Here is a 25,693-nt window from a genome sequence, read left to right as displayed (position 1 = left end):
TTTACGATAATGGCATTAACGGAGGAACAGCATTGGCTATACGAAAAATTGTAATTTATCCTGCCGAGATTCTGGAGCAGACATGTAAACCGGTGGAAAAATTTGATAAAAAACTTGCGAAAGTACTCGATGATATGTATGACACTATGATTGAATATGATGGAGTCGGACTTGCTGCTCCGCAAATTGGACTAGATGCACGCATCGCCATTGTTGATATTGATGATGAATTGGGAACAATCGAAATGGTTAACCCTCGTGTTATTAAAACTGAGGGTGAGCAAACAGGACCAGAGGGTTGTTTAAGCTTTCCTGACCTTTTCGGCGAAGTAACAAGACCAAATTTTGTAATGATTGAAGCTTATGACCGGAAAGGCAGAAAATACTCGCTTGAGGCAGAAGGTTTCCTTGCCAGGGCTATTCAACATGAAATCGATCATCTTGACGGGATTTTATTTACTACCAAGGTAACACGATACCTCGAAGAAGATGAGTTAAAAGGAGTAGAAAGTGAATGACGAAAATTGTATTTATGGGGACGCCTGATTTTTCCGTTCCGGTCTTAAGACAAATCATTGAGGACGGTTATCAGGTTATTGGCGTTGTCACTCAGCCAGATCGTCCGGTAGGAAGAAAAAAACTGTTAACACCGCCACCGGTTAAGGTGGAGGCCTTGAAACATGGAATCCCCGTCTTTCAACCAGAAAAAATCCGTCAAGAAGAGGAGCTAGCAAACATTCTTTCCTTAAATCCAGACTTAATCGTTACGGCAGCTTTTGGACAAATTTTACCGAATCAGCTGTTAGAAGCTCCAAAGTACGGCTGTATTAATGTTCATGCCTCCCTGCTTCCAGAACTTCGCGGTGGTGCCCCGATTCATTACGCTATCATTCAAGGCAAACAAAAGACAGGTGTGACCATCATGTATATGGTCGAGAAATTAGATGCGGGCGATATTTTAACCAGTGTGGAGGTGCCAATTACAGAAGAAGACAATGTTGGTACGCTTCATGAAAAGTTAAGTGCTGCGGGGTCTAAGCTGTTAGCTGAAACCTTGCCGTTGCTGTTAGAAGGCAAGCTTACCCCTAAGCCGCAAAACAATTCCGAAGCGACCTTTGCAGCAAACATTAAACGAGAGCAGGAAAAAATTGACTGGTCGAAAACCGGTGAAGCAATTTATAACCATATTCGCGGATTAAACCCCTGGCCGGTTGCTTTTACAACTATGGATGGTCAGGTCATAAAAATATGGAGTGCTGAAAAAGTATCCGGGCTAATGAGTCAAGAGCCAGGAACCATTTTAAAAATAGAATCAGATGGCTTTATAGTGAGTACAGGAAATGAAACTGCCATTAAAATCATCGAGCTTCAGCCTTCCGGGAAAACAAAAATGAAGTGTGAACAATTTTTACGAGGTGCCAGTTCGAAAATTTTATTAAGCAGCAGACTGGGAGAATAAAATGACATCAACGAAAAAAAATGTACGTGAAATTGCGTTGGACTTATTAACTACGATTGAGAAAAACCAATCATATAGCAATTTGCTTCTTAACACGACGATTGAAAAAAATGAATTGTCTTCAAAGGACGTTGGATTACTAACAGAATTGACGTATGGAACATTGCAAAGAAGAATGGCATTAGACTATTTTTTAGAGCCTTTTGTCAAAGAGAATAAAAAATTAGCCGATTGGATCCATCATTTGCTTAGAGTAACACTCTATCAAATGGTTTATCTCGATCGGATTCCAGACAGAGCCGCCATTTACGAAGCAGTAGAAATTGCTAAAAAACGCGGGCATAAAGGGATTGCCAGTTTAGTAAATGGAGTGTTAAGAAGTATTCAGCGCGAAGGGCTTCGTTCATTAAATGACATTTCTGATCCGAACCAAAGGTTAGCTTTGGAAACAAGTCACCCTGAATGGCTTATTACAAGGTGGGTTAACCAATTTGGCTTTGATAAAACGAGAAAAATGTGTGAGATTAACTTAACAGCTCCCATGCAAACAGCTAGAGTAAATCTTACAAAAATTTCGAGAGATGAATGTATCGCACTTTTAGAAGAGGATGGTTTTCAAATCGAAAAAAGTCCTATCATACCTGAGGCGATAAGGTGTTTAAAGGGGAACTTAGCTTCCACCATAGCCTTTAAATATGGAATGTTTACGATTCAAGATGAAAGTTCGATGCTAGCTGCCTATGCATTAGGTGCCGAGCAAAACGAATTCGTTCTTGATGCCTGTGCAGCCCCAGGGGGTAAGAGCACACATATTGCGGAACAGATGGATAATACAGGTGAAGTGATATCGGTTGATCTTCATCAGCATAAAGTAAGATTAATCAACGATAATGCCCGACGTTTAGGGTTAGGAAATATAAAAACAAGCGTATCTGATTCTAGACATATACAGGAAAAGTTTAAGATTGAATCATTTGATCGAATTCTCCTTGACGCACCGTGTTCAGGCCTTGGAGTAATGAGGCGTAAGCCTGATATGAAATATACAAAAACAGAAAAGGACTTAGAACGTTTAAGTACTATTCAGCAAGATTTATTGACGTCAGTTGCTCCTTTATTGAAAAAGGGTGGTATTCTTGTCTATAGTACATGTACAGTAGATAAAGAGGAAAATGAAAATACAGTAACGAAGTTTTTGGAAAATAATCCTGATTTTGAACCGGATTTATCTTTCAAAAACAGGATGCCTGAAGCCATTCAACCATTAATATCTGGCTATGACCTGCAAATATTCCCACAGGACTTTGGCTCAGATGGATTCTATATAGCGACCCTAAGAAAGAAGGTGTAACAGTTGGAACAATTAAATACAACTGATACGAACACAACCCTAGACAAAAAGCTTCCCTCGATTTATTCGTTAGAACTACAAGCATTAAAGGACTGGCTTTCAGAGAATGGAGAAAAGCCGTTTCGTGCCGAACAAATTTTCGATTGGCTTTATCAAAAAAGAATTACCTCTTTTGATGATATGAGTAATTTAGGTAAAGAATTGCGGGATAAACTTTCAAGTCACTATCAAATCACCACATTAAAGACGGTCATTCAGCAAACCTCTTCCGATGGAACTATCAAATTCTTATTTGAGCTTCATGATGGGTATTCAATTGAAACAGTGCTAATGCGCCACGATTATGGGAATTCCGTCTGTGTCACGACACAGGTAGGCTGCCGGATTGGATGTACTTTCTGTGCTTCCACGCTTGGAGGCTTAAAACGGCACTTGGAAGCCGGGGAAATTGTTGCCCAAGTAGTCAATGTGCAACAGGCCCTTGATGATACAGATGAACGTGTTAGCTCAGTCGTTATCATGGGAATTGGGGAGCCGTTCGATAACTACGATAACATGTTATCCTTTTTAAAAATAATTAATCATGAAAAAGCCCTTAATATCGGAGCGCGTCATATAACCGTTTCAACAAGTGGAATTGTCCCGAAAATTTATCAATTTGCTGATGAAAATACACAAATAAATTTCGCTATTTCACTTCACGCACCAAATACCGAAATACGATCAAGATTAATGCCGATTAACAAAGCATATAAACTAGATGACTTAATGAAAGCAGTGCGGTATTATATCGATAAGACAGGAAGACGTATTAGCTTTGAATATGGTCTTTTTGGCGGTGTGAATGATTCAACTGAACATGCAGAAGAATTAGCTGCGCTGTTAAATGGGATAAAATGTCACGTGAATCTTATTCCGGTTAACTATGTTCCTGAAAGGGATTATGTCAGGACACCAAGAGACAAAATTTTTGCTTTTGAAAAAACGCTGAAACAACGTGGTATTAATGTGACAATTCGCCGAGAGCACGGTCATGATATTGATGCAGCATGTGGACAACTTCGTGCAAAGGAGCGGAAAGAAGAGACGAGGTGACTTTTGTGAAGGCTGTTTATAAAACGGATCAAGGTAGAGTTCGCCAAAATAATGAGGATTGCGGCGGAACTTTTGTTAACCGGGATGGTCATCGCCTAGCCATTGTAGCAGATGGTATGGGCGGTCACAAGGCCGGTGATGTGGCTAGTAAAATGACTGTTTCCCACTTGCAAGAAATGTGGGAGCAATCAGAAGGGATTCAAACAGCAGACGATGCTGAAAAATGGCTTAATACTCATATTATTCAAGTAAATACATTGGTATTTGAACATGCAAATAGCAACCAAGAATGCGATGGTATGGGTACTACTATTGAAGCGGTGATTACCACCAATCATTTTGCTACCATTGCACATGTTGGCGACAGTCGCTGTTATATATTAAATGATATCGGGTTTCAGCAATTGACTGAAGATCATACACTTGTAAATGAATTAGTTCGAACAGGCCAAATAACAAGAGAGGATGCTGAGCATCATCCGAGGAAAAATGTTATTTTGCGAGCTTTAGGAACAGAACCAGATGTCAGAATAGATACTAAAACTATTATGTTTGAGGATGGAGATATCCTGCTCTTATGCTCTGATGGATTGTCGAATAAAGTAAATGAAGAGCAAATGCATACTATTCTTCATTCCGAAGACTCACTGGAACAAAAGGCTACAACACTGATTAACTTAGCAAATGAAAATGGTGGAGAAGACAACATCACCCTTATCATACTAGAGTTTGATGAGAATATTGAAAGAGGGTGAAGATAAATGTTAATTGGGAAAAGAATTAGCGGCCGCTATAAGATTCTAGAGATGATTGGCGGAGGCGGTATGGCAAATGTCTACTTAGCCCATGATATGATTCTCGACCGCGATGTTGCCGTTAAAATGCTTCGCCTTGATTTTGCAAATGATGAAGAGTTCATACGTAGATTTCGTAGGGAAGCACAGTCAGCTACAAGTCTTGCTCATCCAAATATCGTTAATATTTATGATGTAGGCGAAGAAAATGACCTTTATTATATCGTAATGGAATTCGTCGATGGAATGACTCTAAAACAATACATACAACAAAAATCACCTTTACGAGTTGAAGAGGCCATCGGAATCATGAGGCAGCTGACATCAGCGATTTCACATGCCCATCAAAACCATATCATCCATCGGGATATTAAGCCTCATAATATTTTGGTTGATAATGAGGGTAATGTGAAAATCACTGATTTTGGAATAGCCATGGCTTTAAGTGCAACCAGTATAACGCAAACAAATTCAGTACTTGGTTCAGTCCATTATTTATCTCCGGAGCAGGCTCGCGGCGGGATGGCCAACCGGAAATCTGATGTTTATTCGTTGGGGATTGTCATGTTCGAATTATTGACAGGTAGGCTTCCCTTCTCAGGGGAGTCGGCTGTATCGATTGCCTTAAAACATCTTCAATCGGAAACACCTTCATTAAGAAGATGGAATCCAAACATACCACAAAGTGTTGAAAATATTGTTTTAAAAGCAACCGCAAAAGATCCCTTCCATCGGTATAATAGTGTCGATGAAATGGAGGAGGATTTACGGACAGCACTCGACCTTGAAAGGATGAACGAACCCAAGTTTGTAATCCCCATTGATATTGAAGCAACCAAGGCCATTCCTGTAATAACAGATGACAGGCCGCTAAAAAACCTTGATGAAACATTAGTGCATAGTAATGAAAAGACCATGGGAAGCCCGAAAGCTCCTTCAAAAAATGGGAAGAGTAAAAAAGGAAAACGAAAAAAGTGGCCGATAGTATTAATATCTACCTTCTTGGTACTTGTCATTCTCGGAATATCTTTTACCGTTTTACCTGGATTATTGACTTCAAAGGATATTAAAGTTCCAGATATAAGTGGAATGAATTTAGATGATGCCATTTCTAAGCTTAAACTTAAAGGATTGGTGGCAGGGAAAAAAGTCGAGATAACTGACGAAGAAGTCAAAAACGGAAAAGTAATTAAAACCATCCCGGAAATTGGCAGCACGGTTAAGGAAAATTCAAAAATCAACATATACATTAGTTCTGGCAAAGAAAAATATGAACTATCAGATTATGTTACGCGTCAATATGAGGATGTCTACGGTTTATTAGAAAATAAAGGTTTTAAAGACATTAGAAAAAATGAAAAAAATGATGATAGTGAACCGGGAACAATTATTAGCCAAGACCCTCCAGGTGGAGAAAAGGTAGTGCCGGAGGATACGATTTTAGAATTTGAGGTCAGTAAGGGACCTGAGAAAATATTGTTAAAGGACTTAACGCAATACAATTTACAAGGGGCTCAAGATTATACTTCATTAGTTGGATTGACCCTGGATGCTTCTCAAGAAAAATATGATGATAAGATTGGTGAAGGTATGGTCATATCTCAGTCGCCTCCAAAAGGAACAGAAATGAAAAAAGGCGACAAGGTTACGGTCATTATTTCAAAAGGAAAAGAAGAAAAGCCGCCAAAAGAGGTTATCATTTATCTAACAATACCTTACGAACCGTCTGTTCCGGGGGAGCCGGGCCAGAAACAATTGGTTACCATTTTCATTGAGGATATGAATCACAGTATGACAGAACCTTCGGAACTTCCATTTTATATTACTGAAAATACCAAGAAACAAATTAAATTATTAATACCATATGGTGGGAAAGCTGGGTACAAAGTCATTCGTGACACCAAGGTCATAATCGAAGAAAATAAAAACTATTCAGATACAGAATAGTTCTACCTATGGAAAAAATATTGCACTCGAACAGAATTTTATAGAAAAAAATAAGACACGTGGTAAGTTATTGGGCAAGGAGTGTGACTATGCCTGAAGGAAAAATTGTCAAAGCATTAAGTGGTTTTTATTATGTTCTTCAAAATGAAGAAATGATCCAATGCCGAGGGAGAGGCGTTTTCCGGAAAAACAAAATAACCCCGCTTGTGGGTGATGAAGTCGTTTTTCAAGCTGAAAACGAACGGGAAGGTTATATTCTCGAAGTAAAAGAGCGGAAAAATGAATTAGTCCGCCCGCCAATCGCCAATGTTGATCAGGCCATTCTTGTGTTTTCAGCTGTAGAACCGAACTTCAGCACTGTCCTATTAGATCGGTTTCTTGTTTTGGTGGAATTTAATCAGATTGTACCATTAATCTGTATTACCAAAATAGACTTGGCAACAAGTGATCATAAGTTAACGATTTCAGAATATGCCGAACAATATAAAGCAGCTGGTTATGAGGTAATCCTTACATCTTCAGAAACAGAAGCAGGGATTGAACAATTATTTCCCCATGTGGATAATAAAATCTCGGTTTTTGCTGGTCAATCAGGTGTGGGGAAGTCTTCGTTGTTGAATGTATTAAGACCGGACCTTGAATTAAAAACCAATGATATTTCTTCACATCTTGGCCGTGGAAAACATACAACCAGACATGTAGAGCTTATGAAAATTGGAAATGGCCTTATTGCAGATACACCTGGCTTCAGTTCGTTAGAGTTCAATAATATTGAAACGGAAGATTTAACTTCCTGTTTTCCTGAATTACAAAAGGCGAGTGAGGATTGTAAATTTAGGGGCTGTTTACATGTGACTGAGCCAAAATGCGGGGTTAAACTGGCGGTTGAATCAGGTGGAATCCCAGCTTACCGCTATAAACATTATTTAGATTTTCTCCAAGAAATAAAAGATAGAAAGCCGAGGTATTAAGAATGGTGAAAATAGCACCTTCGATTCTTTCCGCCGATTTTTCAAAATTGGGTGAAGAGATTTTAGCAGTTGAAAAAGCGGGAGCTGACTACATTCATATTGATGTCATGGATGGTCACTTTGTACCCAATATTACGATTGGCCCGTTGATTGTGGAAGCTATTCGTCCGATTACAAAGCTGCCGCTGGATGTGCATTTGATGATCGAGAACCCTGATCAATATATTGAAGCATTTGCCAAGGCTGGAGCTGATTATATTACGGTTCATGTGGAAGCGTGCCGTCATCTACACCGTACGATTCAAAACATTAAATCTTTTGGTATTAAGGCGGGGGTAGTATTAAATCCAGCCACGCCAGTAGAATCCATTCAACATATTGTTGGGGATATTGATATGGTGTTATTAATGTCAGTCAATCCTGGATTTGGCGGTCAAAAGTTCATTCCTGAGGTCCTTCCAAAAATAAGAAAAGTAAAAGAGATGGCTGAAGAAAAAGGGTTAGCTCTTGAGATTGAAATTGATGGCGGCGTAAATCAGGAAACCGCAAATCTGTGTATAGAAGCAGGTGCAAATGTACTGGTCGCAGGCTCAGCGATTTATAATCAACCTGATTACGCAAAAGCCATTTCGTTATTAAGAGATTAGAGAGTGAAAAGCCGGCTTGTTATGCCCGGCTTTTCGTTATTATACGGGGTGATGATAGATGATTATCAATATTCTTGCGGGTGGTCCAGAAGACCTTCTTCCTGATTTAACTGAATATAGAGAGGAAAGTGCAATATGGATTGGTGTAGACCGTGGTGTTTATTACCTGTTAAAAAGGGATATAAAGCCACTCATTGCTTTTGGTGATTTCGATTCTGTTTCACAGGAAGAATTAACGTTGATTGAAGGTCATGTTGGAGAATTGAAACGTTATAAACCAGAGAAAAATGAAACGGATATGGAACTTGCCTTAAATTGGGCATTAGGGCAGAATCCAAGTATAGTCCGATTGTTTGGAGCAACTGGAGGCAGACTCGATCATTTATTTGCCAATGTGCAGCTTTTGTATAACCCACTGAAAGCAAATAAATCAGCCGCCATTTATTTAATAGACCGTCATAATACTGTCTTTTTAAAAGAACCAGGTACCTATAACATAAAAAAAAATCTGGCTGAAAAATATATTTCCTTTGTTCCTTTAACGTTAAATGTTACCAATCTCACACTAGAAGGCTTTAAATTTCCTTTGAAAAATCGTCATATTTCACTCGGCTCTACACTATGTATTAGTAATGAACTTATTAGTGATTATGGTACTTTTTCATTTTCCGAAGGCATATTAATAGTGATAAGAAGTAACGATTAATAGGCATGACTTTTTTGGTACTGATTTCGTTCGGTGGAATAAAATGTAAAGTGTACGAAAAAAGTTAATTTGAATATGCAGTGGGAGATTTGTGAGGAGGGACAGTATGAAATTCTATACAATTAAACTGCCGAAATTTTTAGGTGGACTTGTCCGAGCGATGATTGGTGTGTTTAAGAAAAACGAATAGAACGTTTATCCGCTGGCACCCATTATATATTTGGGTGTTTTTTATTTTTTTGATTGGGAATGATAAAAAGTAAAAGAAAAAGCACCCTTATGTAGGATGCTTTGTTCTTAATTGTCAAGCTCTACCACCAAACTGCAAGTGAACAAGCGATTTGGCGCTACCGCTTTACTTATTATACGCGTTCAACTTTACCGGATCTTAACGCTCTTGCAGAAACCCAAACACGTTGAGGTTTTCCATCAACAAGAATACGTACTTTTTGTAAGTTAGCACCCCATGTACGTTTATTAGCGTTCATAGCGTGAGAACGTGCGTTACCAGTTGTTGTTTTTCTTCCAGTGATTACACATTTACGTGGCATAATGATTTCCCTCCTTAACTACCAAAAGCTTTATACAGCAATCTTTAAGATGCTTCATCTGGATATAGAAAATTGGCTTGACCAAATTTTCTAGTCTTGAGATACCTTAATAATTTATCATACAACTTATTTGAATGCAATAGTTGAATAAAAACCTTTCAAGAAAAATACCTTGACATAGGCAATATTAAAATACGCTTTTTTTATTCAGGTAGGAATGACTTTCAATATTTGAGTGACTATAGTAAAATGACTGTAGTCAAGGAGCAATAATCCAAAGGGGGAACGATTCATGTCCATCGAATTAAAAACAAAGTACGGACAAATTGATATATCAAACGAAGTAATCGCTACCATTGCCGGAGGAGCGGCAATCGAATGTTATGGAATCGTAGGTATGGCCTCTAAGAATCAAATTAAAGACGGAATTACGGAAATACTGCGAAGAGAAAATTTTACTCGAGGAGTAATTGTACGGCAGGAAAATGAGGCATTACATATTGATATGTACATAATTGTTAGTTATGGAACGAAAATTTCCGAAATTGCCCACAACGTGCAATCAAAAGTTAAATACACCCTCGATAAGACAGTTGGACTTGCCGTTGACTCGGTCAATATTTACGTTCAGGGAGTTCGTGTGACGAACCCGTAGTGAGGAGGAAGGTTTGTGTCAATAACAGCATTAGATGGAAAACGTTTTGCCGAGATGGTGATCCAAGGTGCCAACCATTTGGCTGCAAATGCAAAAATGGTGGATGCGCTCAACGTTTTTCCTGTGCCCGACGGTGATACTGGAACAAATATGAATTTATCAATGAGCTCCGGGGCAAAGGAAGTAAAAAATAATGTTCAGGAACATATTGGAAAAGTTGGAGTGGCTCTTTCCAAAGGCTTGTTGATGGGAGCACGCGGAAATTCAGGGGTCATTCTCTCCCAGTTATTCCGTGGATTTTCTAAGGCAGTTGAATCGAAGGAAAAAATTTCCGGTAAAGATTTTGCTCAGGCCTTTGAGGCTGGAGTGGAAACAGCTTATAAAGCTGTTATGAAGCCTGTAGAAGGAACGATTTTAACAGTCGCGAAGGATTCTGCAAAGAAAGGCGTTCAGGCTGCCCAAAATTCAAACGATATTATCGTGATTATGGAAGAAGTATTAAAGGAAGCAAAGGCTTCTTTAAAGCGTACCCCTGATTTACTACCGGTATTAAAAGAAGTTGGTGTCGTGGATAGCGGTGGACAGGGTCTTGTTATCGTTTATGAAGGCTTTCTCGCTGTCCTGAAGGGTGAAAATCTTCCAGAATCATCTGATTTACTACCTTCCATGTCTGAAATGGTAAGTGCTGAACATCATAAAAGTGTCCAAGGTCATATAAACACGGAAGATATTGAATTTGGATATTGTACGGAATTTATGGTGAGGTTTGAACAGAATAAAGTGGGCAAGCAGACATTCAATGAAGAAGTATTTCGAAATGACTTAAGCAAATTTGGTGATTCATTATTGGTTATTGCTGATGAAGATGTGGCCAAGGTACATATCCATTCCGAGCAGCCTGGCGAAGTATTAACCTACGGACAGCGTTACGGCAACTTAATTAATATGAAAATCGAAAACATGCGTCAGCAGCATTCTAATATTGTTGGTGAGACCCAAACTGCTTCAGAATCCCAACGCCCTGACTCTCTAAAGGAAGTTCAGGAATATGGGATTGTCACGGTTTCGATGGGGGCAGGGATTGCCGATTTATTTAAAAGTATTGGAGCACATGCCGTTATTGAAGGCGGACAGACGATGAATCCAAGTACGGAGGATATTGTCAAAGCAGTAAAACAAGTAAATGCTAAAAAGGTATTTATTTTGCCAAATAATAAAAACATCATTATGGCTGCTGAGCAGGCTGCCGATGTTTCAGATGAAGAAATATACGTGATACCGTCCAAAACAGTCCCACAAGGGCTTTCAGCGCTATTAGCGTTTAATCCTATCGCAGATGTGTTGGCAAATGAAGCGGCGATGAAGGATGCACTAAACCATGTTAAGACTGGTCAAATTACTTTTGCTGTAAGAGATACTCAAATTGATGGGTTAGAAATCGAAAAAGATGATTTCATGGGTATTGCCGAAGGGAAAATAATCGTTAAAAACAAGGATAAAGGAAAAGTGGCGGAAGACCTTCTGTCTAAATTGTTAGATGAGGATTCCGAAATTTTAACGATTATTTATGGTAATGACGTTACAGAAGAAGAAGTCAAACATCTAACTGATTTTGTAGAAGAAAAGTTTTCTGATGTTGAAATAGAAATCCATAATGGGCAACAGCCACTTTATTCTTTTATCTTTTCAATTGAATAAGGAACCGCTAAAATGAGAAGGGGACCCCTAAGGTCGGGACCCTTCTTTTTTTATCTGCTTAAGGGTTGGAGCTCTGCAAAAACGAATCATAATATCCATTTTGTGTGAAAAATGTACATTTCAATAAATTAAGTGAAGCTAAAGCTCTGCTCACACTTTCTTTATTATGTTGACTGAAGAATAATAGTAATTAATTACATACAATGCATAAATGGATAAATTTGCACAAAGGGGAGTATCTGAGTGAAATATAGAAGCGTGTTTGATATCATTGGACCGGTTATGATTGGTCCATCAAGTTCACATACAGCAGGGGCAGCAAGAATAGGGAGAGTGGCCAGAAGCTTATTTGGCAGGGAGCCAAAATGGGCAAATATCTCTTTATACGGTTCGTTTGCAAAAACCTATAAAGGGCATGGGACGGATGTAGCAATTGTTGGAGGATTATTGGATTTTGATACTGACGACGTAAGAATCATTCATGCGATTGATATTGCCAATGAAAAAGGGATTAAGCTTCGATTTATTGAGGAGGATGCGATAACAGATCATCCGAACACTGCTAGAATTATTGTTGGCGACCATCAAGGCGAGCTTGAATTAGTCGGAATTTCCATTGGCGGCGGGAAAATTGAAATTACTGAGCTTAATGGCTTTGAATTAAAGCTATCTGGAAATCATCCAGCAATCCTCGTTGTTCATAATGATCGGTTTGGAGCCATCGCAAGTGTTGCTAACACCTTGGCGAAAAACGAAATAAATATAGGGCATATGGAGGTTTCTCGTAAAGAAATCGGGAAACTAGCCTTAATGACGATTGAAGTGGATCAAAACATTGATGAACTAATTTTAGAAGAACTAGAAAAACTTCCTAATATATTAAAAGTTACCAAGATTGTTGATTAGTTTGAAAAGCGGATGCGCCTGAGCGCTGAAGCTCGCAATACTAAAGAGGGGGAAGGTTTGTGTTTCGTAATGTAGCTGAATTAGTTGGACTCGCAAATAGTCAAAATAAAAAAATATCTGAAATCATGATTGAGCAGGAAGTAACTGTAACAGGGCGTTCCAGGGAAGATATACTGTCTCTTATGAATCGAAATCTTACTGTGATGGAAGAAGCTGTTGAAAGAGGAATAAAAGGTGTTTCATCCCATTCGGGATTAACGGGTGGCGATGCGGTCCTTCTGCAAAAGTATATCGAAAAGGGCAATTTTTTAACAGGTGAAACGATTCTCGATGCCGTTAGTAAAGCAGTCGCAACAAATGAAGTAAATGCTGCGATGGGGACCATCTGTGCCACGCCGACGGCCGGGTCTGCCGGTGTCGTTCCAGGGACCTTGTTTGCAGTCCAAAAAAAGCTTAACCCATCGAGGGAGCAAATGATTTCATTTTTGTTTACGGCCGGGGCATTCGGATTTATTGTCGCCAATAACGCTTCAATCTCTGGTGCTGCCGGTGGCTGCCAGGCAGAGGTTGGTTCGGCAGCGGGAATGGCGGCGGCTGCAATTGTGGAAATGGCAGGCGGCACCCCCGACCAATGTGCGGAAGCGATGGCGATTACATTAAAAAACATGCTGGGATTAGTATGTGATCCTGTAGCCGGCCTTGTTGAGGTCCCGTGTGTGAAACGAAACGCCATGGGGGCAGCCAATGCCATGGTAGCAGCCGACATGGCGTTAGCAGGTATTACGAGCCGCATTCCATGTGATGAAGTCATTGATGCAATGTTTAAAATTGGCCAATCAATGCCAACAGCTCTAAAAGAAACAGCGCAAGGAGGGTTGGCGGCTACGCCGACAGGTCGTGAACTCCAAGCCAAGATCTTCGGTATACCGCTAAAAAATAGTGAATCCAAATCTTAATCAATCACTAACCGCTATCAGGGGAATTGGGGAAGAGACTGCTGAATCTTTCGCGGAAATGAAAATTTTTACGATTCATGATTTATTGGAGTATTTTCCATATCGATATGAAGATTATCGCATCCGCGAAATGACGGACGTACAGCATGATGAGAAAGTGACAATCGAAGGGAAGGTTCATAGTGAGCCTTCTCTTGTCTATTATGGAAAAAAGAAATCTAAGCTGACTATCAGGCTTTTCGTCGGGTCTTACCTTATTAAAGTAGTCTTTTTTAATCAGCCCTATTTAAAAAATAAAATGATCATAAATGAAACTATTACGGTAACAGGAAAATGGGATGCACATCGGCAAACCATTACGGCCAACGAAATGCAGGCAGGCCCTAACGCAAAAACTAATGATTTTGAACCAGTTTACTCATTAAGAGGCAAATTAACGACAAAAGGAATGAGGAAATTCATTAGTATTGCCTTTCAACAATATGGGCATTTCATAGAAGAAACACTTCCTGAAATCTTTTTAAAAAAATACCGGCTCTTAAACAAACATGATGCAGTGAAAGCGATGCATTTTCCTGGGAACCAAGAGGATGTGAAGCAAGCGAGACGCCGTTTTGTTTATGAGGAATTTTTGTTGTTTCAATTAAAAATGCAAGCCTTGAGGAAATTTGAACGGGAGCATTCCCCAGGAATCCAACAAAACTATGATTTGGCCAAATTGAATGAGTTTATCAATCGTCTGCCCTTTCCGTTAACAAATGCGCAAGAACGGGTGGTCAATGAAGTGTTAGCAGAACTTAAATCTCCGTTCCGCATGAATCGTCTTTTGCAAGGGGATGTTGGTTCCGGAAAAACAGTGGTGGCGGCAATTGGATTATATTCATCCGTGACTGCGGGTTTTCAAGGAGCTTTAATGGTACCAACAGAAATCTTAGCTGAGCAGCATGTCGAATCACTGAAAGTCTTACTTGAACCTTTTGGTGTAAAGTGTGAGCTTTTAACTAGTTCCATCAAAGGGAAACAGAGACGCGGAATCCTCCAAGAATTAGCAGAAGGAAAAGTTGATATATTAATTGGTACACATGCCTTGATTCAGGATGAGGTTACTTTTAAAAGACTCGGTTTTGTCATAACTGACGAGCAGCACAGATTCGGTGTTGAGCAGCGTCGAGTATTGAGGGAAAAGGGAGAAAACCCTGATGTACTGTTTATGACAGCAACACCAATTCCTAGGACATTGGCAATCACGGTTTTTGGTGAAATGGACGTCTCGATTATTGACGAGATGCCAGCTGGCAGAAAGTCGATTGAGACCTACTGGGCAAAGCCGGAAATGCTTGAGCGAGTGCTCGCCTTTGTCGAAAAAGAATTAGTCAAAGGGCATCAGGCCTATATCATTTGTCCACTCATTGAAGAATCGGACAAACTTGATGTGCAAAATGCAATTGATGTGCATACCACGTTAACGCATTATTTTCAAAATCGCTATAAGGTCGGTCTCATGCATGGCCGCTTAAGTTCCGATGAAAAGGATTCGGTCATGAAAGAGTTTAGTACAAATGAAGTGCAAGTGCTTGTATCGACCACAGTTGTTGAGGTCGGTGTGAATGTGCCTAATGCCACGATGATGGTCATCTATGATGCGGAACGATTTGGACTATCACAGCTACATCAGCTCCGCGGTCGTGTTGGCCGTGGGAGTGATCAATCCTATTGTATTTTACTGGCAAGCCCAAAGTCGGAAGTTGGTCAAGAACGAATGAGGATCATGACAGAAACGAACGATGGATTTATTTTAAGTGAAAAAGATTTAGAGTTAAGAGGACCGGGGGACTTTTTTGGAAAAAAACAAAGTGGAGTTCCAGAATTTAAGGTAGCCGATATGGTCCATGATTATCGAGCATTAGAAACTGCGAGGAATGATGCGGCTATGCTTATCCAGTCGGAAACTTTTTGGACAGCTCCCGACTATAAATACCTGAGAGAGCAACTAGAGGAATCGGGTGTTTTAGAGGGAGAGAAACTCGATTAATGAGGAAAAGCAGAGAAGAGGAGAGAAATTTATCCTTGCAATCTGCTTTTTTAAATTTTATACTACTCTTAGTACCTAGTCATAATATCTCGGACGGTGTGAAATATGAAAAGAAGTAAAAAAGAACGCCAACAGTTGTTAAACTTAACCATAAAAGAGAACCCTTTTATTACGGATGAAGACCTGGCAGAAAAATTTCAAGTGAGTGTCCAAACAATTCGTTTGGATCGGTTAGAATTATCGATTCCGGAACTCCGTGAACGGATAAAAACGGTGGCCGAGAAACGGTTCGAGGATGAAGTCCGCTCCTTACCATTAGAAGAAGTCATTGGTGAAATTATTGATATAGAATTAGATAGTAGTGCCATTTCAATTTTGGATGTAAAACAAGAGCATGTCTTTAAACGAAATAATATAGCCCGTGGTCATCATGTTTTTGCTCAGGCCAATTCCTTGGCTGTGGCCGTTATTAACGATGAATTAGCGCTGACTGCCAAAGCGAATATTCAATTTAAGCGTTCGGTAAAATTACATGAACGGGTTATCGCTAAAGCACGGGTAATCAAAATTGATGAGGTTGTTGACAGAACGTTTGTCGAAGTGACAAGTTTTGTGAATAATGAGCTTGTTTTTACCGGAGAATTTGAAATGTACCGTTCGAATAACCGTTAAAGGATGAGGCAAATTGAAACTAGCAATTGACGCAATGGGCGGCGACAATGCCCCGAAAGAAATCGTCTTAGGTGCGATGAAAGCCGTAAATGCATTTTCTGATATACATATCACCCTAGTCGGGGATGAAAATAAAATTAAAGAAACGTTAATAGGTCATGAGCGGATTTCGGTTGTCCATACAACTGAGATTATTCTTGGAACCGATGAACCTGTTAGAGCAGTTCGTCGTAAGAAAAATGCCTCGATGGTACTGGCAGCACAGCAAGTTGCAGATGGATTAGCGGATGCCTGTATCTCTGCAGGTAATACAGGAGCATTAATGGCAGCCGGTCTTTTCGTTGTTGGTAGAATTGAAGGGATTGACCGACCTGCTTTAGCACCTACACTTCCAACTATTGGTGGAGAAGGGTTTCTGCTCCTTGATGTAGGAGCAAATGCTGATGCCAAGCCTGAGCATTTGCTGCAAAATGCAATAATGGGCTCCATCTACAGCGAACAGGTAAGAGGTATAGAGAAACCAAGAGTCGGACTTTTAAATATCGGGACCGAAGAAAAAAAAGGCAATGAACTAACTAGGCACGCCTTTGACCTATTAAAAAATACAAATTTAAATTTTGTCGGTAATGTTGAGGCACGAGATTTACTTGAAGGAGTTGCTGATGTTGTCGTTACCGATGGATTTACTGGAAATATGGTCTTAAAAACAATTGAAGGTACCGCTCTTTCCATGTTTAAAATGCTAAAGTCAGCTTTAATGAGCAACTTTAAGAGTAAATTAGCTGCAGCAGTGTTGAAACCAAATCTCATGACCTTGAAAAACACCCTGGATTATTCAGAATATGGCGGTGCTGCCCTTTTTGGCTTAAAAGCACCAGTTATCAAGGCCCATGGATCTTCCAATGGTCAATCAATTTTCAGCGCCATCCGGCAAACAAGAGAAATGGTAAGTAATGATGTCGTTAGTTTAATAAAACAAACAGTTGAAAATGCAAATATTGTTAAAGTAGATCTTTAAAGGAGTGTTGAAATGAGTAAAATAGCATTTGTGTTTCCCGGACAAGGATCACAAGCGGTTGGAATGGGCAAAGAGTTAGCAGAAAAACACTCTGATGTAATGGATTATTTTACCAAAGCAGACAAAACACTAGATGTTCAGTTAAGTAAGCTTATTTTTGAAGGGCCAAAGGAAGAGTTGACATTAACCTTTAACACACAACCTGCGTTGTTAACGACAAGTATTGCTATTTTAGATTTCTTCCGGAAATCTGGAATTAATGCGGACTTTGTAGCGGGCCACAGTTTAGGTGAATATACCGCTCTTGTTGCTGCAGGCGCTCTTTCCTTTGAAGAAGGAGTATTTGCCGTTCGGAAGCGGGGAGAGTTCATGGAGAACGCCGTTCCTAATGGTGAAGGATCCATGGCTGCTGTTTTAGGTCTTGACCGTGATCCTCTTTCCGCAGTAACAAAGGAAGTAAATGACTCAGGTTTCCCTGTGTCTTTAGCTAATATAAATTGTCCTGGGCAGATAGTCATTTCCGGTTCGCGAAGTGGTGTTGAACTTGCTGGAGGAAAAGCAAAAGAAGTTGGGGCAAAAAGGGTCCTGCCTTTAGAAGTAAGTGGTCCATTCCATTCTCCATTAATGAAACCTGCCGCCGACCAGCTGCGAGAAGTGTTAGATGGTACAGATATGCAGGATGCCAAAATACCTGTTATTGCCAATGTAACGGCAGAGCCAATCAGCTCAGCTTCTGAAATAAAGGATAAATTAATTGAACAACTCTATTCCCCTGTCTTATGGGAAGATTCTGTCCAAAAAATGATTGCTTTGGGTGTCGACACGTTTATTGAAATTGGTCCGGGAAAAGTTCTTTCCGGCTTAATCAAGAAAGTCGATAAAACAGTTAAAACGTATTCTGTATCGGATGAGGAAAGTGCTCTTGCGGTAGTAGATGCGCTTAAGGAGGAAGAACGATGATTTTAGCTGGAAAAGCTGCCCTTGTTACGGGTGCATCAAGAGGTATTGGTAGGGAAATTGCCTTGGAGCTGGCAAGACAAGGTGCTGATGTGGCCGTGAATTTTGCCGGCAGTGAAGCAAAGGCTAATGAAGTAGTCGATGAAATCAAAGCTCTGGGAAGAGAAGCCTTCGCAGTCAAATGTGACGTATCGAATGTCGTAGAAGTGACAGAGATGGTTAGAGAAGCGATTGATCGCTTTGGCAAGCTTGATATCCTTGTTAACAACGCTGGTATTACCAAGGATAATTTATTAATGAGAATGAAGGAAGAAGAATGGGATGATGTAATCAACATTAACCTAAAAGGTGTTTTCCTTTGCACAAAAGCAGTAACAAGACAAATGATGAAGCAACGGGTTGGCCGCATCATTAATATCGCTTCAATTGTCGGGGTAAGTGGGAATCCGGGGCAAGCGAACTATGTCGCCGCAAAAGCTGGTGTCATCGGTTTAACCAAAACAACTGCTAAGGAGTTAGCTTCAAGAAATATTACTGTAAACGCGATTGCGCCAGGCTTTATTACCACTGATATGACAGATAAATTATCTGAAGATGTAAAAACGGAAATGCTAAAACAAATTCCTTTAGCAAGATTAGGAGAGCCAAAGGATATTGCGAAAATAACAGCATTTTTGGCATCAGATGACACATCGTATATTACAGGTCAGACGTTGCATGTTGACGGTGGCATGGTAATGTAATTTTAATTTTTCTTTCATTTATTAATTGAAAGAAATACTCTATAATAGCTTGAGGGGAGGTGAACAAGCATGGCAGAGGTATTAGAACGTGTTACAAAAATCATCGTTGACCGTTTAGGTGTAGATGAGTCTCAAGTTAAGCTTGAAGCTTCATTTAAGGATGATCTTGGCGCTGATTCCCTTGACGTAGTTGAACTAGTAATGGAATTAGAAGATGAGTTCGATATGGAAATTTCTGACGACGATGCTGAAAACATTAGCACTGTTGGTGACGCTGTTAATTACATAAATAGCAGTAAGTAGTCTCGTTAGATTTATTCAAAAAAAGCTCCGTTTTCAAACGGGGCTTTCTTCCTGTATGATAGAACTTGGTAGAACTAAACTATCTGCCAAGTTTCTTTGCGTTTTCTGAGAAACTTTTTTAAACTCTTATTAGGTAAGTGTGTAAATAAAATGCAAGGTGGAGACTTTATGCGCAAGAATAGTAAAGAAAAAGAATTGTACAATCGCGCTAAAGAAAATCAATTCAAGGATTTTCAAAACCAAATCGGAATTACGATTGAAAATGAGAAATTATTAAAACAAGCTTTTACTCATTCATCCTATGTGAATGAGCATCGCAGAAAGCCTTTCGAAGATAATGAAAGACTTGAATTTTTAGGAGATGCCGTACTAGAGCTGACTGTTTCACAATTCCTCTTTAAAAAATATCCAACCATGACGGAAGGAGAATTGACGAAGCTGCGAGCAGCGATTGTTTGCGAACCATCCCTTGTTTGTTTTGCCAACGAGCTAGACTTTGGAAAATTGATTTTGCTCGGCAAAGGGGAAGAGATGACGGGCGGAAGAGAGCGCCCGGCCTTACTTGCAGACGTATTTGAGGCGTTCATTGGGACTCTTTATTTAGATCAAGGAATTGAAAAAGTTATTGAATTCCTTGAAAAAGTAGTCTTTCCTAAAATAAATGCAGGTGCTTTTTCTCATGTGATGGATTTCAAAAGCCAATTACAGGAACTTATTCAAAGGGATGGAACAGGTCCACTTGAATATCGTGTTCTTCAAGAAAAAGGACCAGCACATAATAAGGAGTTTGTTTCCAAAGTTTCCTTAAACGGAAAAGAACTAGGAGTGGGAACGGGGAAATCAAAGAAAGAAGCGGAACAGCATGCTGCCCAAATGGCGTTGGGCGTATTAAAAGCAAAAACAACCTAGATTTACCAAATATTTTAAGAGGAGAAATCCCGGGCATTATAGGGAGGATAAATAAATGTTTTTAAAACGGTTGGACATTATTGGTTTTAAATCTTTCGCTGACCGCATCGGCGTTGATTTTGTTCCTGGAGTAACGGCCGTCGTTGGCCCAAATGGCAGCGGCAAAAGTAATATCACTGATGCAATCCGCTGGGTACTGGGGGAACAGTCGGCTAAATCTCTTAGAGGCAGTAAAATGGAAGATATCATTTTTGCCGGCAGTGATACCAGAAAAGCGCTTAACTTTGCCGAAGTAATACTCACATTGGACAATGAAGATCAAGGATTAGGAATCGATTACAATGAAGTAAGTGTAACAAGAAGGGTGTCACGTTCCGGTGATAGTGAATTTTTCATCAATAAACAGCCATGTCGACTCAAGGATATCATTGATTTATTTATGGATTCAGGGCTTGGCCGGGAAGCCTTTTCAATTATCAGTCAAGGTAAAGTAGAAGAAATTTTAAATAGTAAGGCTGAGGACCGGCGAACGATTTTCGAAGAGGCTGCAGGTGTATTAAAATATAAAAACCGCAAGAAAAAAGCGGAAATTAAATTGTTTGAATCACAGGACAATTTAAACCGTGTGAATGATATATTACATGAGCTTGAAAGCCAAGTAGAGCCGCTTAAAATTCAAGCATCTATGGCTAAGGACTATCTGGAGAAAAAAGAAGAACTTGAAAAAATAGAAGTTGCCTTAACGGTTTATGAAATCGAAGACCTGCATCAGAAATGGGAAAACTTCTCCCTCCAGCTAGAAGAACATCAGCAGGAAGAGCTGAAGCTTTCTTCAGATTTGCAGGTAAAAGAAGTGAAGATTGTCGAAACAAGGGATCAAATTTCTGCCTTAGACGAGTCCATTACGGACCTACAGAATGTTCTGCTTCATGCAAGTGAGGAGCTTGAAAAGTTAGAAGGCCGAAAAGAGGTTCTCAAGGAACGGAAGAAAAATGCTTCCCAAAATAAAGAGCAGCTTCAAGCAAATGTTTCGGAACTATCAGAACGAATCAGCCAGTTGAAAAAAAGTCGCGATATCCAGGCTGAGGCCGTAACAGACCTTGGTGAACAGGTGAAAATTTTACAAGCCAAGCTAAAAGAAAGACAAGAAAAACTACAATTATTTACTGAGAATATTGATCAAAAAATTGAAAGTTTAAAAAGTGAATATATCGAGCGCTTAAACAATCAAGCTGGTGCCAATAATGAAGTAAAATACATTGACCAACAGTTGGAGCAACAGGAGAGAAAAAGCTCCCGCCTTGATGCAGACAATGAGAAGTTCATTCAGGAACGAGAAAACGCGCAAAATAAAAAGAGAGAAATTCAATCTGCCCTAGAAGAAATTCAAGAAAAGTTAGCGAATCAGGTTGTTACGTTTCGTGATCAGCAGCGGATGCTTGAGACAGTAAAAAATAATTATCAAAAACAAGAAAAGACATTGTATCAAGCCTATCAGCTTCTTCAGCAGGCTAAATCAAGAAAAGAAATGCTGGAGGAAATGGAAGAGGATTACTCAGGTTTTTTTCAAGGTGTAAAAGAAGTCCTAAAGGCGCGAGGAAGTAAGCTTAAGGGAATTGAAGGGGCAGTGGCAGAGCTTGTAGCCGTTCCAAAAGAGTACGAAACAGCTCTTGAAATTGCCTTTGGTGGTGCACTTCAGCATATTGTTGTCGATACCGAACAAAATGCACGAACGGCTATACAATACTTAAAACAAAATTCTTTTGGGCGGGGAACCTTTTTACCGTTAAGTGTCATCAAAGGAAGGACATTATCTGCGGCACAGATTTCAGCGATTCAAAATCATCCTTCATTAATTGGGGTTGCTGTCACCCTTGTGAAATTTGATCAAAGGTATGCCGAGGTAATGAATAACCTTTTAGGGAATGTCGTAATTACTAAAGACCTACAGGGTGCCAATGAATTGGCGAAAATTCTTCAATACCGTGTTAGGATGGTAACACTTGATGGTGATATCGTTAATCCCGGCGGTGCAATGACTGGCGGTGCTGTAAAACAAAAGACATCTTCTTTATTAACACGAAAAGGTGAGCTTGAGCAGTTAAAAGAAAATCTTGCCATTATGGAGGAAAAAACAGCTGGATTAGAGCAGGCTGTTAAACTCTTAAAAGAAGAAGTTCAACAGTCAGAAGATCATCTTGAAGAAATGCGCAAAAATGGTGAAGCGTTACGGTTAAAAGAGCAGTCGATAAAAGGTGATCTGCGCGAAGCGGAGCTAGGAGAAAAAAATATCAATGACCGTTTAGCCATTTATGATCTTGAAAAAGGGCAATTTTCTGATGAAAAGAACACCTTATTGAAAAGAAAAACTGAATTAGTTGAAGCGATTGAGAATTACAAGGACTCAATTGCCGAACTTGATCGTTATATCATGAAACTTACGGAACAAAAGACAAATGATATGACATCGAAAGAAGCCTTAGCAAATGAATTAAATGACCTTAAAGTGGAGTTCGCATCTAAAAATGAGCAATTTACAAATAAGAAGGAACTCTTTGCACTATTAAACGCTGATTTAGAGGAAAGTGAACAAAAGCTGGCTATTTTTAGCGAGGATCTTAACTTGTTAACAGCGGAAATGACGAACAGTTCATCTGGAGAGGAACAATTAGAAGCAGCGGCAAAGAGAAAACAGCAAGATAAAGAAGCAACCTTACAATTAATTACTATAAGAAGACAAGAACGCCTACAGTTGCAGGGGGCATTGGAAGAAATAGAAATAGCAGCCAAAGAGCTTAAGAGACTCCACAAAGGAATGATTGTTGTATTAAAGGATGAGGAAGTCAAAATCAATCGCTTAGACGTGGAGCTTGAAAATCGATTGGAACATTTAAGGGAAGAATACCTTTTATCATTTGAAGGGGCAAAGGAGCAATATCCATTAACCATTCCTGTGGATGACGCTAGGAAAAAGGTCAAGCTGATTAAGCTAGCCATTGATGAACTTGGTAATGTTAATCTGGGCTCGATTGAAGAATATGAACGTGTCTCTGAGCGATTCGAGTTCTTAAATGAACAAAAGACAGATCTCCAGGAAGCAAAGGACACCCTTTTTCAGGTCATTGAAGAGATGGATATCGAAATGAAGAAACGCTTCGAACAAACCTTTAATGGGATTCGTGAGCATTTTGAACCGACATTCCGTGCCCTTTTCGGTGGGGGGAGAGCGGATCTTGTTCTCACAGTGCCAGAAGATTTATTAAATACAGGCGTTGAAATCGTGGCACAGCCGCCTGGGAAAAAGCTGCAGAATTTAGGCTTATTATCAGGAGGAGAGCGTGCCTTAACAGCTATTGCCTTATTATTTTCCATTCTAAAGGTTCGCCCTGTACCGTTCTGTATTCTGGATGAGGTTGAGGCTGCCCTTGATGATGCTAATGTCTACCGCTTCAGCCAATATTTAAAACGATACAGCTCCGAAACTCAATTTATCGTCATCACACATCGTAAAGGGACGATGGAGGAAGCAGATGTCCTCTACGGGGTAACTATGCAGGAATCAGGCGTTTCAAAGCTGGTTTCTGTCAGACTAGAGGAAACAAAGGAGCTTGTAGAATTATAAATTAAGGGAAGTGAAATCATGAGCTTTTTTAAAAAATTAAAAGAAAAAATTACGAAATCGACAGATACTGTGACGGAAAAGTTTAAGGAAGGTCTAACGAAAACAAGGGATAATTTCTCAGGAAAAGTCAATGACCTTGTTGCCCGATATCGAAAAGTCGATGAAGATTTTTTTGAAGAGTTAGAGGAAATTTTAATTCAGGCCGATGTCGGTTTTGACACAGTCATGCAACTGATTGAAGAGCTGAAGATGGAAGTCAAGCGTCGAAACATCCAAGACCCACAGGAAGTACAAAGTGTCATTTCTGAGAAGCTCGTCGAGATATATAATGCTGGAGAAGGACAGTCCTCAAAATTAAACCTCCAAGAGGATAGTCTGACCGTCATTCTATTTGTTGGGGTAAATGGGGTTGGGAAAACAACGACGATTGGCAAACTTGGACATAAGTTTAAGAGCGAAGGCAAGAAAGTATTGATGGCTGCCGGTGATACTTTCCGTGCCGGTGCTATTGAACAGCTTGAGGTTTGGGGTGAAAGAGTAGGCGTTGAGGTAATTAAACAGGCTGAAGGATCTGATCCTGCAGCGGTTATGTATGATGCCATTCAGGCTGCTAAATCCCGCCAGGCAGATATATTGTTGTGTGACACAGCTGGCCGTTTGCAAAATAAGGTGAACCTAATGAAGGAGCTTGAAAAAGTAAAGCGGGTCATTGAAAGAGAAATACCCGGTGCCCCGCATGAAGTGATCCTTGTCCTTGACGCCACAACTGGACAAAATGCCCTTATCCAGGCGAAAACCTTTAAAGAAGTGACTAATGTAAGTGGAATCGTCCTTTCCAAATTAGATGGAACAGCAAAAGGTGGTATTGTCCTTGCGATACGGAATGAATTAAAAATTCCGGTAAAATTCGTTGGTCTAGGTGAAAAAATGGATGATCTTCAAGAATTTGATGCAGAAAGATATGTATATGGTTTATTTGCCGATCAAGTTGAAAAAACAGAATAATAATTAGTAATGATAAAAAAAGCAGTTTAAAGCTGCTTTCAGGCTGTCGAAAAACCTTCGACAGCCTTTATTTTTTATGCCACTTTAGCATTTCACTGCGTTAATTCGTTTTGATAATATTCATGCAACATGTCTGTTGATTTGCGCTCAGGCGCTTCGCTTTCCGCGGGCGTGCCGGGGAGCCTCCTCGGCGCTAATGCGCCTGTGGTGTCTCCCCTGCCCCGTACTCCCGCAGGAGTCTTCGCGCCTTCCGCTTCAATCAACAGGTGCAAATTCAATAATGTCCACACACAACCAAAAAAATCTTCCCAAAGTGAATTTGAATTTGTGTCTATTGATGAATTATTTCCTGCTGATCACCTCCTTCGTTTGATTGATAAATAGATTGATTTTTCGTTTCTTCTTGAAAAAGTTCGCCCTTATTATAGTGATGATAACGGCCGCCCATCTGATCCCCTAATTTTGTTTAAAATGATCTTTATTGGTTATCTTTACGGTATAGGTAAGGTTAAATCGCTTATCTAAATCGGGGAAATTGCTTTATAAATTTAGAAAGGAAAAAATGGAGCGAAGCTTCGCAGACTCAAAAGAGCTGCATGGTCTTCGCTACTGCCGGTTAGGGGGATTAAAGAATGCAAGTGAACAGGCTCTCCTTACAGCAGCCTGCCAAAATTAAAAAAAAATTGCGACACACTT

Annotated in this window: 24 protein-coding genes and 1 pseudogene; 24 read left to right on the top strand and 1 reads right to left on the bottom strand. The window is 39.8% G+C overall.

Annotated features, from left to right (window positions below; all coding sequences use genetic code 11):
- The first annotated feature begins 32 nt into the window (after window positions 1–32).
- The 10 genes from def (at window position 33) to spoVM (ending at window position 9,160) form a co-directional block, all read left to right on the top strand.
- A complete protein-coding gene (gene def, locus M5A78_RS02245; protein ID WP_248733637.1) occupies window positions 33–518 on the top strand; it encodes a peptide deformylase in 486 nt (161 codons plus the stop codon).
- Window positions 515–1,459: a methionyl-tRNA formyltransferase gene (gene fmt / locus M5A78_RS02240; protein WP_248733636.1), complete on the top strand. Its 945-nt coding sequence runs from the start codon at window positions 515–517 to the stop codon at window positions 1,457–1,459. Before def ends, fmt begins: the two co-directional genes overlap by 4 nt.
- A gap of 1 nt (window position 1,460) precedes the next feature.
- Window positions 1,461–2,810, top strand: a complete 1,350-nt coding sequence (rsmB, locus tag M5A78_RS02235) for a 16S rRNA (cytosine(967)-C(5))-methyltransferase RsmB (protein WP_248733635.1) — start codon at window positions 1,461–1,463, stop codon at window positions 2,808–2,810.
- 3 nt (window positions 2,811–2,813) lie between these two features.
- A complete protein-coding gene (gene rlmN / locus M5A78_RS02230) occupies window positions 2,814–3,905 on the top strand; it encodes a 23S rRNA (adenine(2503)-C(2))-methyltransferase RlmN (RefSeq protein ID WP_248733634.1) in 1,092 nt (363 codons plus the stop codon).
- 5 nt (window positions 3,906–3,910) lie between these two features.
- Window positions 3,911–4,660, top strand: a complete 750-nt coding sequence (locus M5A78_RS02225; protein WP_248733633.1) for a Stp1/IreP family PP2C-type Ser/Thr phosphatase — start codon at window positions 3,911–3,913, stop codon at window positions 4,658–4,660.
- A gap of 6 nt (window positions 4,661–4,666) precedes the next feature.
- Complete coding sequence (pknB, locus tag M5A78_RS02220) at window positions 4,667–6,646, top strand: Stk1 family PASTA domain-containing Ser/Thr kinase (RefSeq protein ID WP_248733632.1); 1,980 nt, start codon at window positions 4,667–4,669, stop codon at window positions 6,644–6,646.
- Window positions 6,647–6,735: 89 nt separating this feature from the next.
- A complete protein-coding gene (rsgA, locus tag M5A78_RS02215; protein ID WP_248733631.1) occupies window positions 6,736–7,617 on the top strand; it encodes a ribosome small subunit-dependent GTPase A in 882 nt (293 codons plus the stop codon).
- Window positions 7,618–7,619: 2 nt separating this feature from the next.
- Window positions 7,620–8,264 (top strand): ribulose-phosphate 3-epimerase, encoded by a 645-nt coding sequence (gene rpe, locus M5A78_RS02210; protein WP_248733630.1) that lies wholly within the window; start codon window positions 7,620–7,622, stop codon window positions 8,262–8,264.
- Between the two features lie 58 nt (window positions 8,265–8,322).
- Window positions 8,323–8,970, top strand: a complete 648-nt coding sequence (locus M5A78_RS02205; RefSeq protein ID WP_248733629.1) for a thiamine diphosphokinase — start codon at window positions 8,323–8,325, stop codon at window positions 8,968–8,970.
- 106 nt (window positions 8,971–9,076) lie between these two features.
- Window positions 9,077–9,160: a stage V sporulation protein SpoVM gene (gene spoVM, locus M5A78_RS02200; protein WP_248733748.1), complete on the top strand. Its 84-nt coding sequence runs from the start codon at window positions 9,077–9,079 to the stop codon at window positions 9,158–9,160.
- Between the two features lie 172 nt (window positions 9,161–9,332).
- Here the strand turns inward: spoVM and rpmB are convergent, their stop codons facing one another.
- The gene (gene rpmB / locus M5A78_RS02195) at window positions 9,333–9,521 is read right to left on the bottom strand and encodes a 50S ribosomal protein L28 (RefSeq protein ID WP_248733628.1); all 189 of its coding nucleotides are present in this window, start codon (window positions 9,519–9,521) and stop codon (window positions 9,333–9,335) included.
- 292 nt (window positions 9,522–9,813) lie between these two features.
- Here rpmB and M5A78_RS02190 point away from each other — a divergent pair, with 292 nt between their 5' ends.
- The 14 genes and pseudogenes from M5A78_RS02190 to M5A78_RS02120 form a co-directional block, all read left to right on the top strand.
- The gene (locus tag M5A78_RS02190; RefSeq protein WP_024030202.1) at window positions 9,814–10,176 is read left to right on the top strand and encodes an Asp23/Gls24 family envelope stress response protein; all 363 of its coding nucleotides are present in this window, start codon (window positions 9,814–9,816) and stop codon (window positions 10,174–10,176) included.
- A 15-nt stretch (window positions 10,177–10,191) separates the two neighbouring features.
- Entirely contained in the window at window positions 10,192–11,874 is a 1,683-nt protein-coding gene (locus M5A78_RS02185) for a DAK2 domain-containing protein (RefSeq protein WP_248733627.1), read from the top strand.
- A gap of 243 nt (window positions 11,875–12,117) precedes the next feature.
- A complete protein-coding gene (sdaAB, locus tag M5A78_RS02180; RefSeq protein WP_248733626.1) occupies window positions 12,118–12,780 on the top strand; it encodes an L-serine ammonia-lyase, iron-sulfur-dependent subunit beta in 663 nt (220 codons plus the stop codon).
- 59 nt (window positions 12,781–12,839) lie between these two features.
- Window positions 12,840–13,736 (top strand): L-serine ammonia-lyase, iron-sulfur-dependent, subunit alpha, encoded by an 897-nt coding sequence (gene sdaAA, locus M5A78_RS02175; protein WP_248733625.1) that lies wholly within the window; start codon window positions 12,840–12,842, stop codon window positions 13,734–13,736.
- Complete coding sequence (recG, locus tag M5A78_RS02170) at window positions 13,720–15,768, top strand: ATP-dependent DNA helicase RecG (protein ID WP_248733624.1); 2,049 nt, start codon at window positions 13,720–13,722, stop codon at window positions 15,766–15,768. The genes sdaAA and recG overlap by 17 nt, the downstream gene beginning before the upstream one ends.
- Before the next feature lie 105 nt (window positions 15,769–15,873).
- Complete coding sequence (gene fapR, locus M5A78_RS02165) at window positions 15,874–16,440, top strand: transcription factor FapR (RefSeq protein ID WP_248733623.1); 567 nt, start codon at window positions 15,874–15,876, stop codon at window positions 16,438–16,440.
- A gap of 13 nt (window positions 16,441–16,453) precedes the next feature.
- On the top strand, window positions 16,454–17,458 hold the full coding sequence (gene plsX / locus M5A78_RS02160; protein ID WP_248733622.1) for a phosphate acyltransferase PlsX: 1,005 nt from the start codon (window positions 16,454–16,456) through the stop codon (window positions 17,456–17,458).
- A gap of 12 nt (window positions 17,459–17,470) precedes the next feature.
- Entirely contained in the window at window positions 17,471–18,418 is a 948-nt protein-coding gene (gene fabD, locus M5A78_RS02155; protein WP_248733621.1) for an ACP S-malonyltransferase, read from the top strand.
- Entirely contained in the window at window positions 18,415–19,158 is a 744-nt protein-coding gene (gene fabG, locus M5A78_RS02150; RefSeq protein WP_248733620.1) for a 3-oxoacyl-[acyl-carrier-protein] reductase, read from the top strand. Before fabD ends, fabG begins: the two co-directional genes overlap by 4 nt.
- A gap of 69 nt (window positions 19,159–19,227) precedes the next feature.
- Window positions 19,228–19,461 carry an acyl carrier protein gene (locus tag M5A78_RS02145; RefSeq protein ID WP_248733619.1) on the top strand — a complete coding sequence of 78 codons (234 nt, stop codon included), beginning with the start codon at window positions 19,228–19,230 and terminating at the stop codon, window positions 19,459–19,461.
- Window positions 19,462–19,629: 168 nt separating this feature from the next.
- Complete coding sequence (rnc, locus tag M5A78_RS02140; protein ID WP_248733618.1) at window positions 19,630–20,370, top strand: ribonuclease III; 741 nt, start codon at window positions 19,630–19,632, stop codon at window positions 20,368–20,370.
- A 55-nt stretch (window positions 20,371–20,425) separates the two neighbouring features.
- Entirely contained in the window at window positions 20,426–23,992 is a 3,567-nt protein-coding gene (gene smc, locus M5A78_RS02135) for a chromosome segregation protein SMC (protein ID WP_248733617.1), read from the top strand.
- A gap of 18 nt (window positions 23,993–24,010) precedes the next feature.
- Window positions 24,011–24,997, top strand: a complete 987-nt coding sequence (ftsY, locus tag M5A78_RS02130; protein WP_248733616.1) for a signal recognition particle-docking protein FtsY — start codon at window positions 24,011–24,013, stop codon at window positions 24,995–24,997.
- Between the two features lie 502 nt (window positions 24,998–25,499).
- Window positions 25,500–25,673, top strand: a pseudogene (locus M5A78_RS02120) (transposase); the annotation flags it as partial.
- Between the last annotated feature and the right edge of the window lie 20 nt (window positions 25,674–25,693).

The sequence above is a fragment of the Neobacillus rhizosphaerae genome, assembly GCF_937468385.1.
Classification (GTDB): Bacteria; Bacillota; Bacilli; order Bacillales; family Cytobacillaceae; genus Neobacillus; species Neobacillus rhizosphaerae.
The sequence above is the reverse complement of the archived record's forward strand: the minus strand, read 5'-3'. Positions and strand labels throughout refer to the sequence as shown.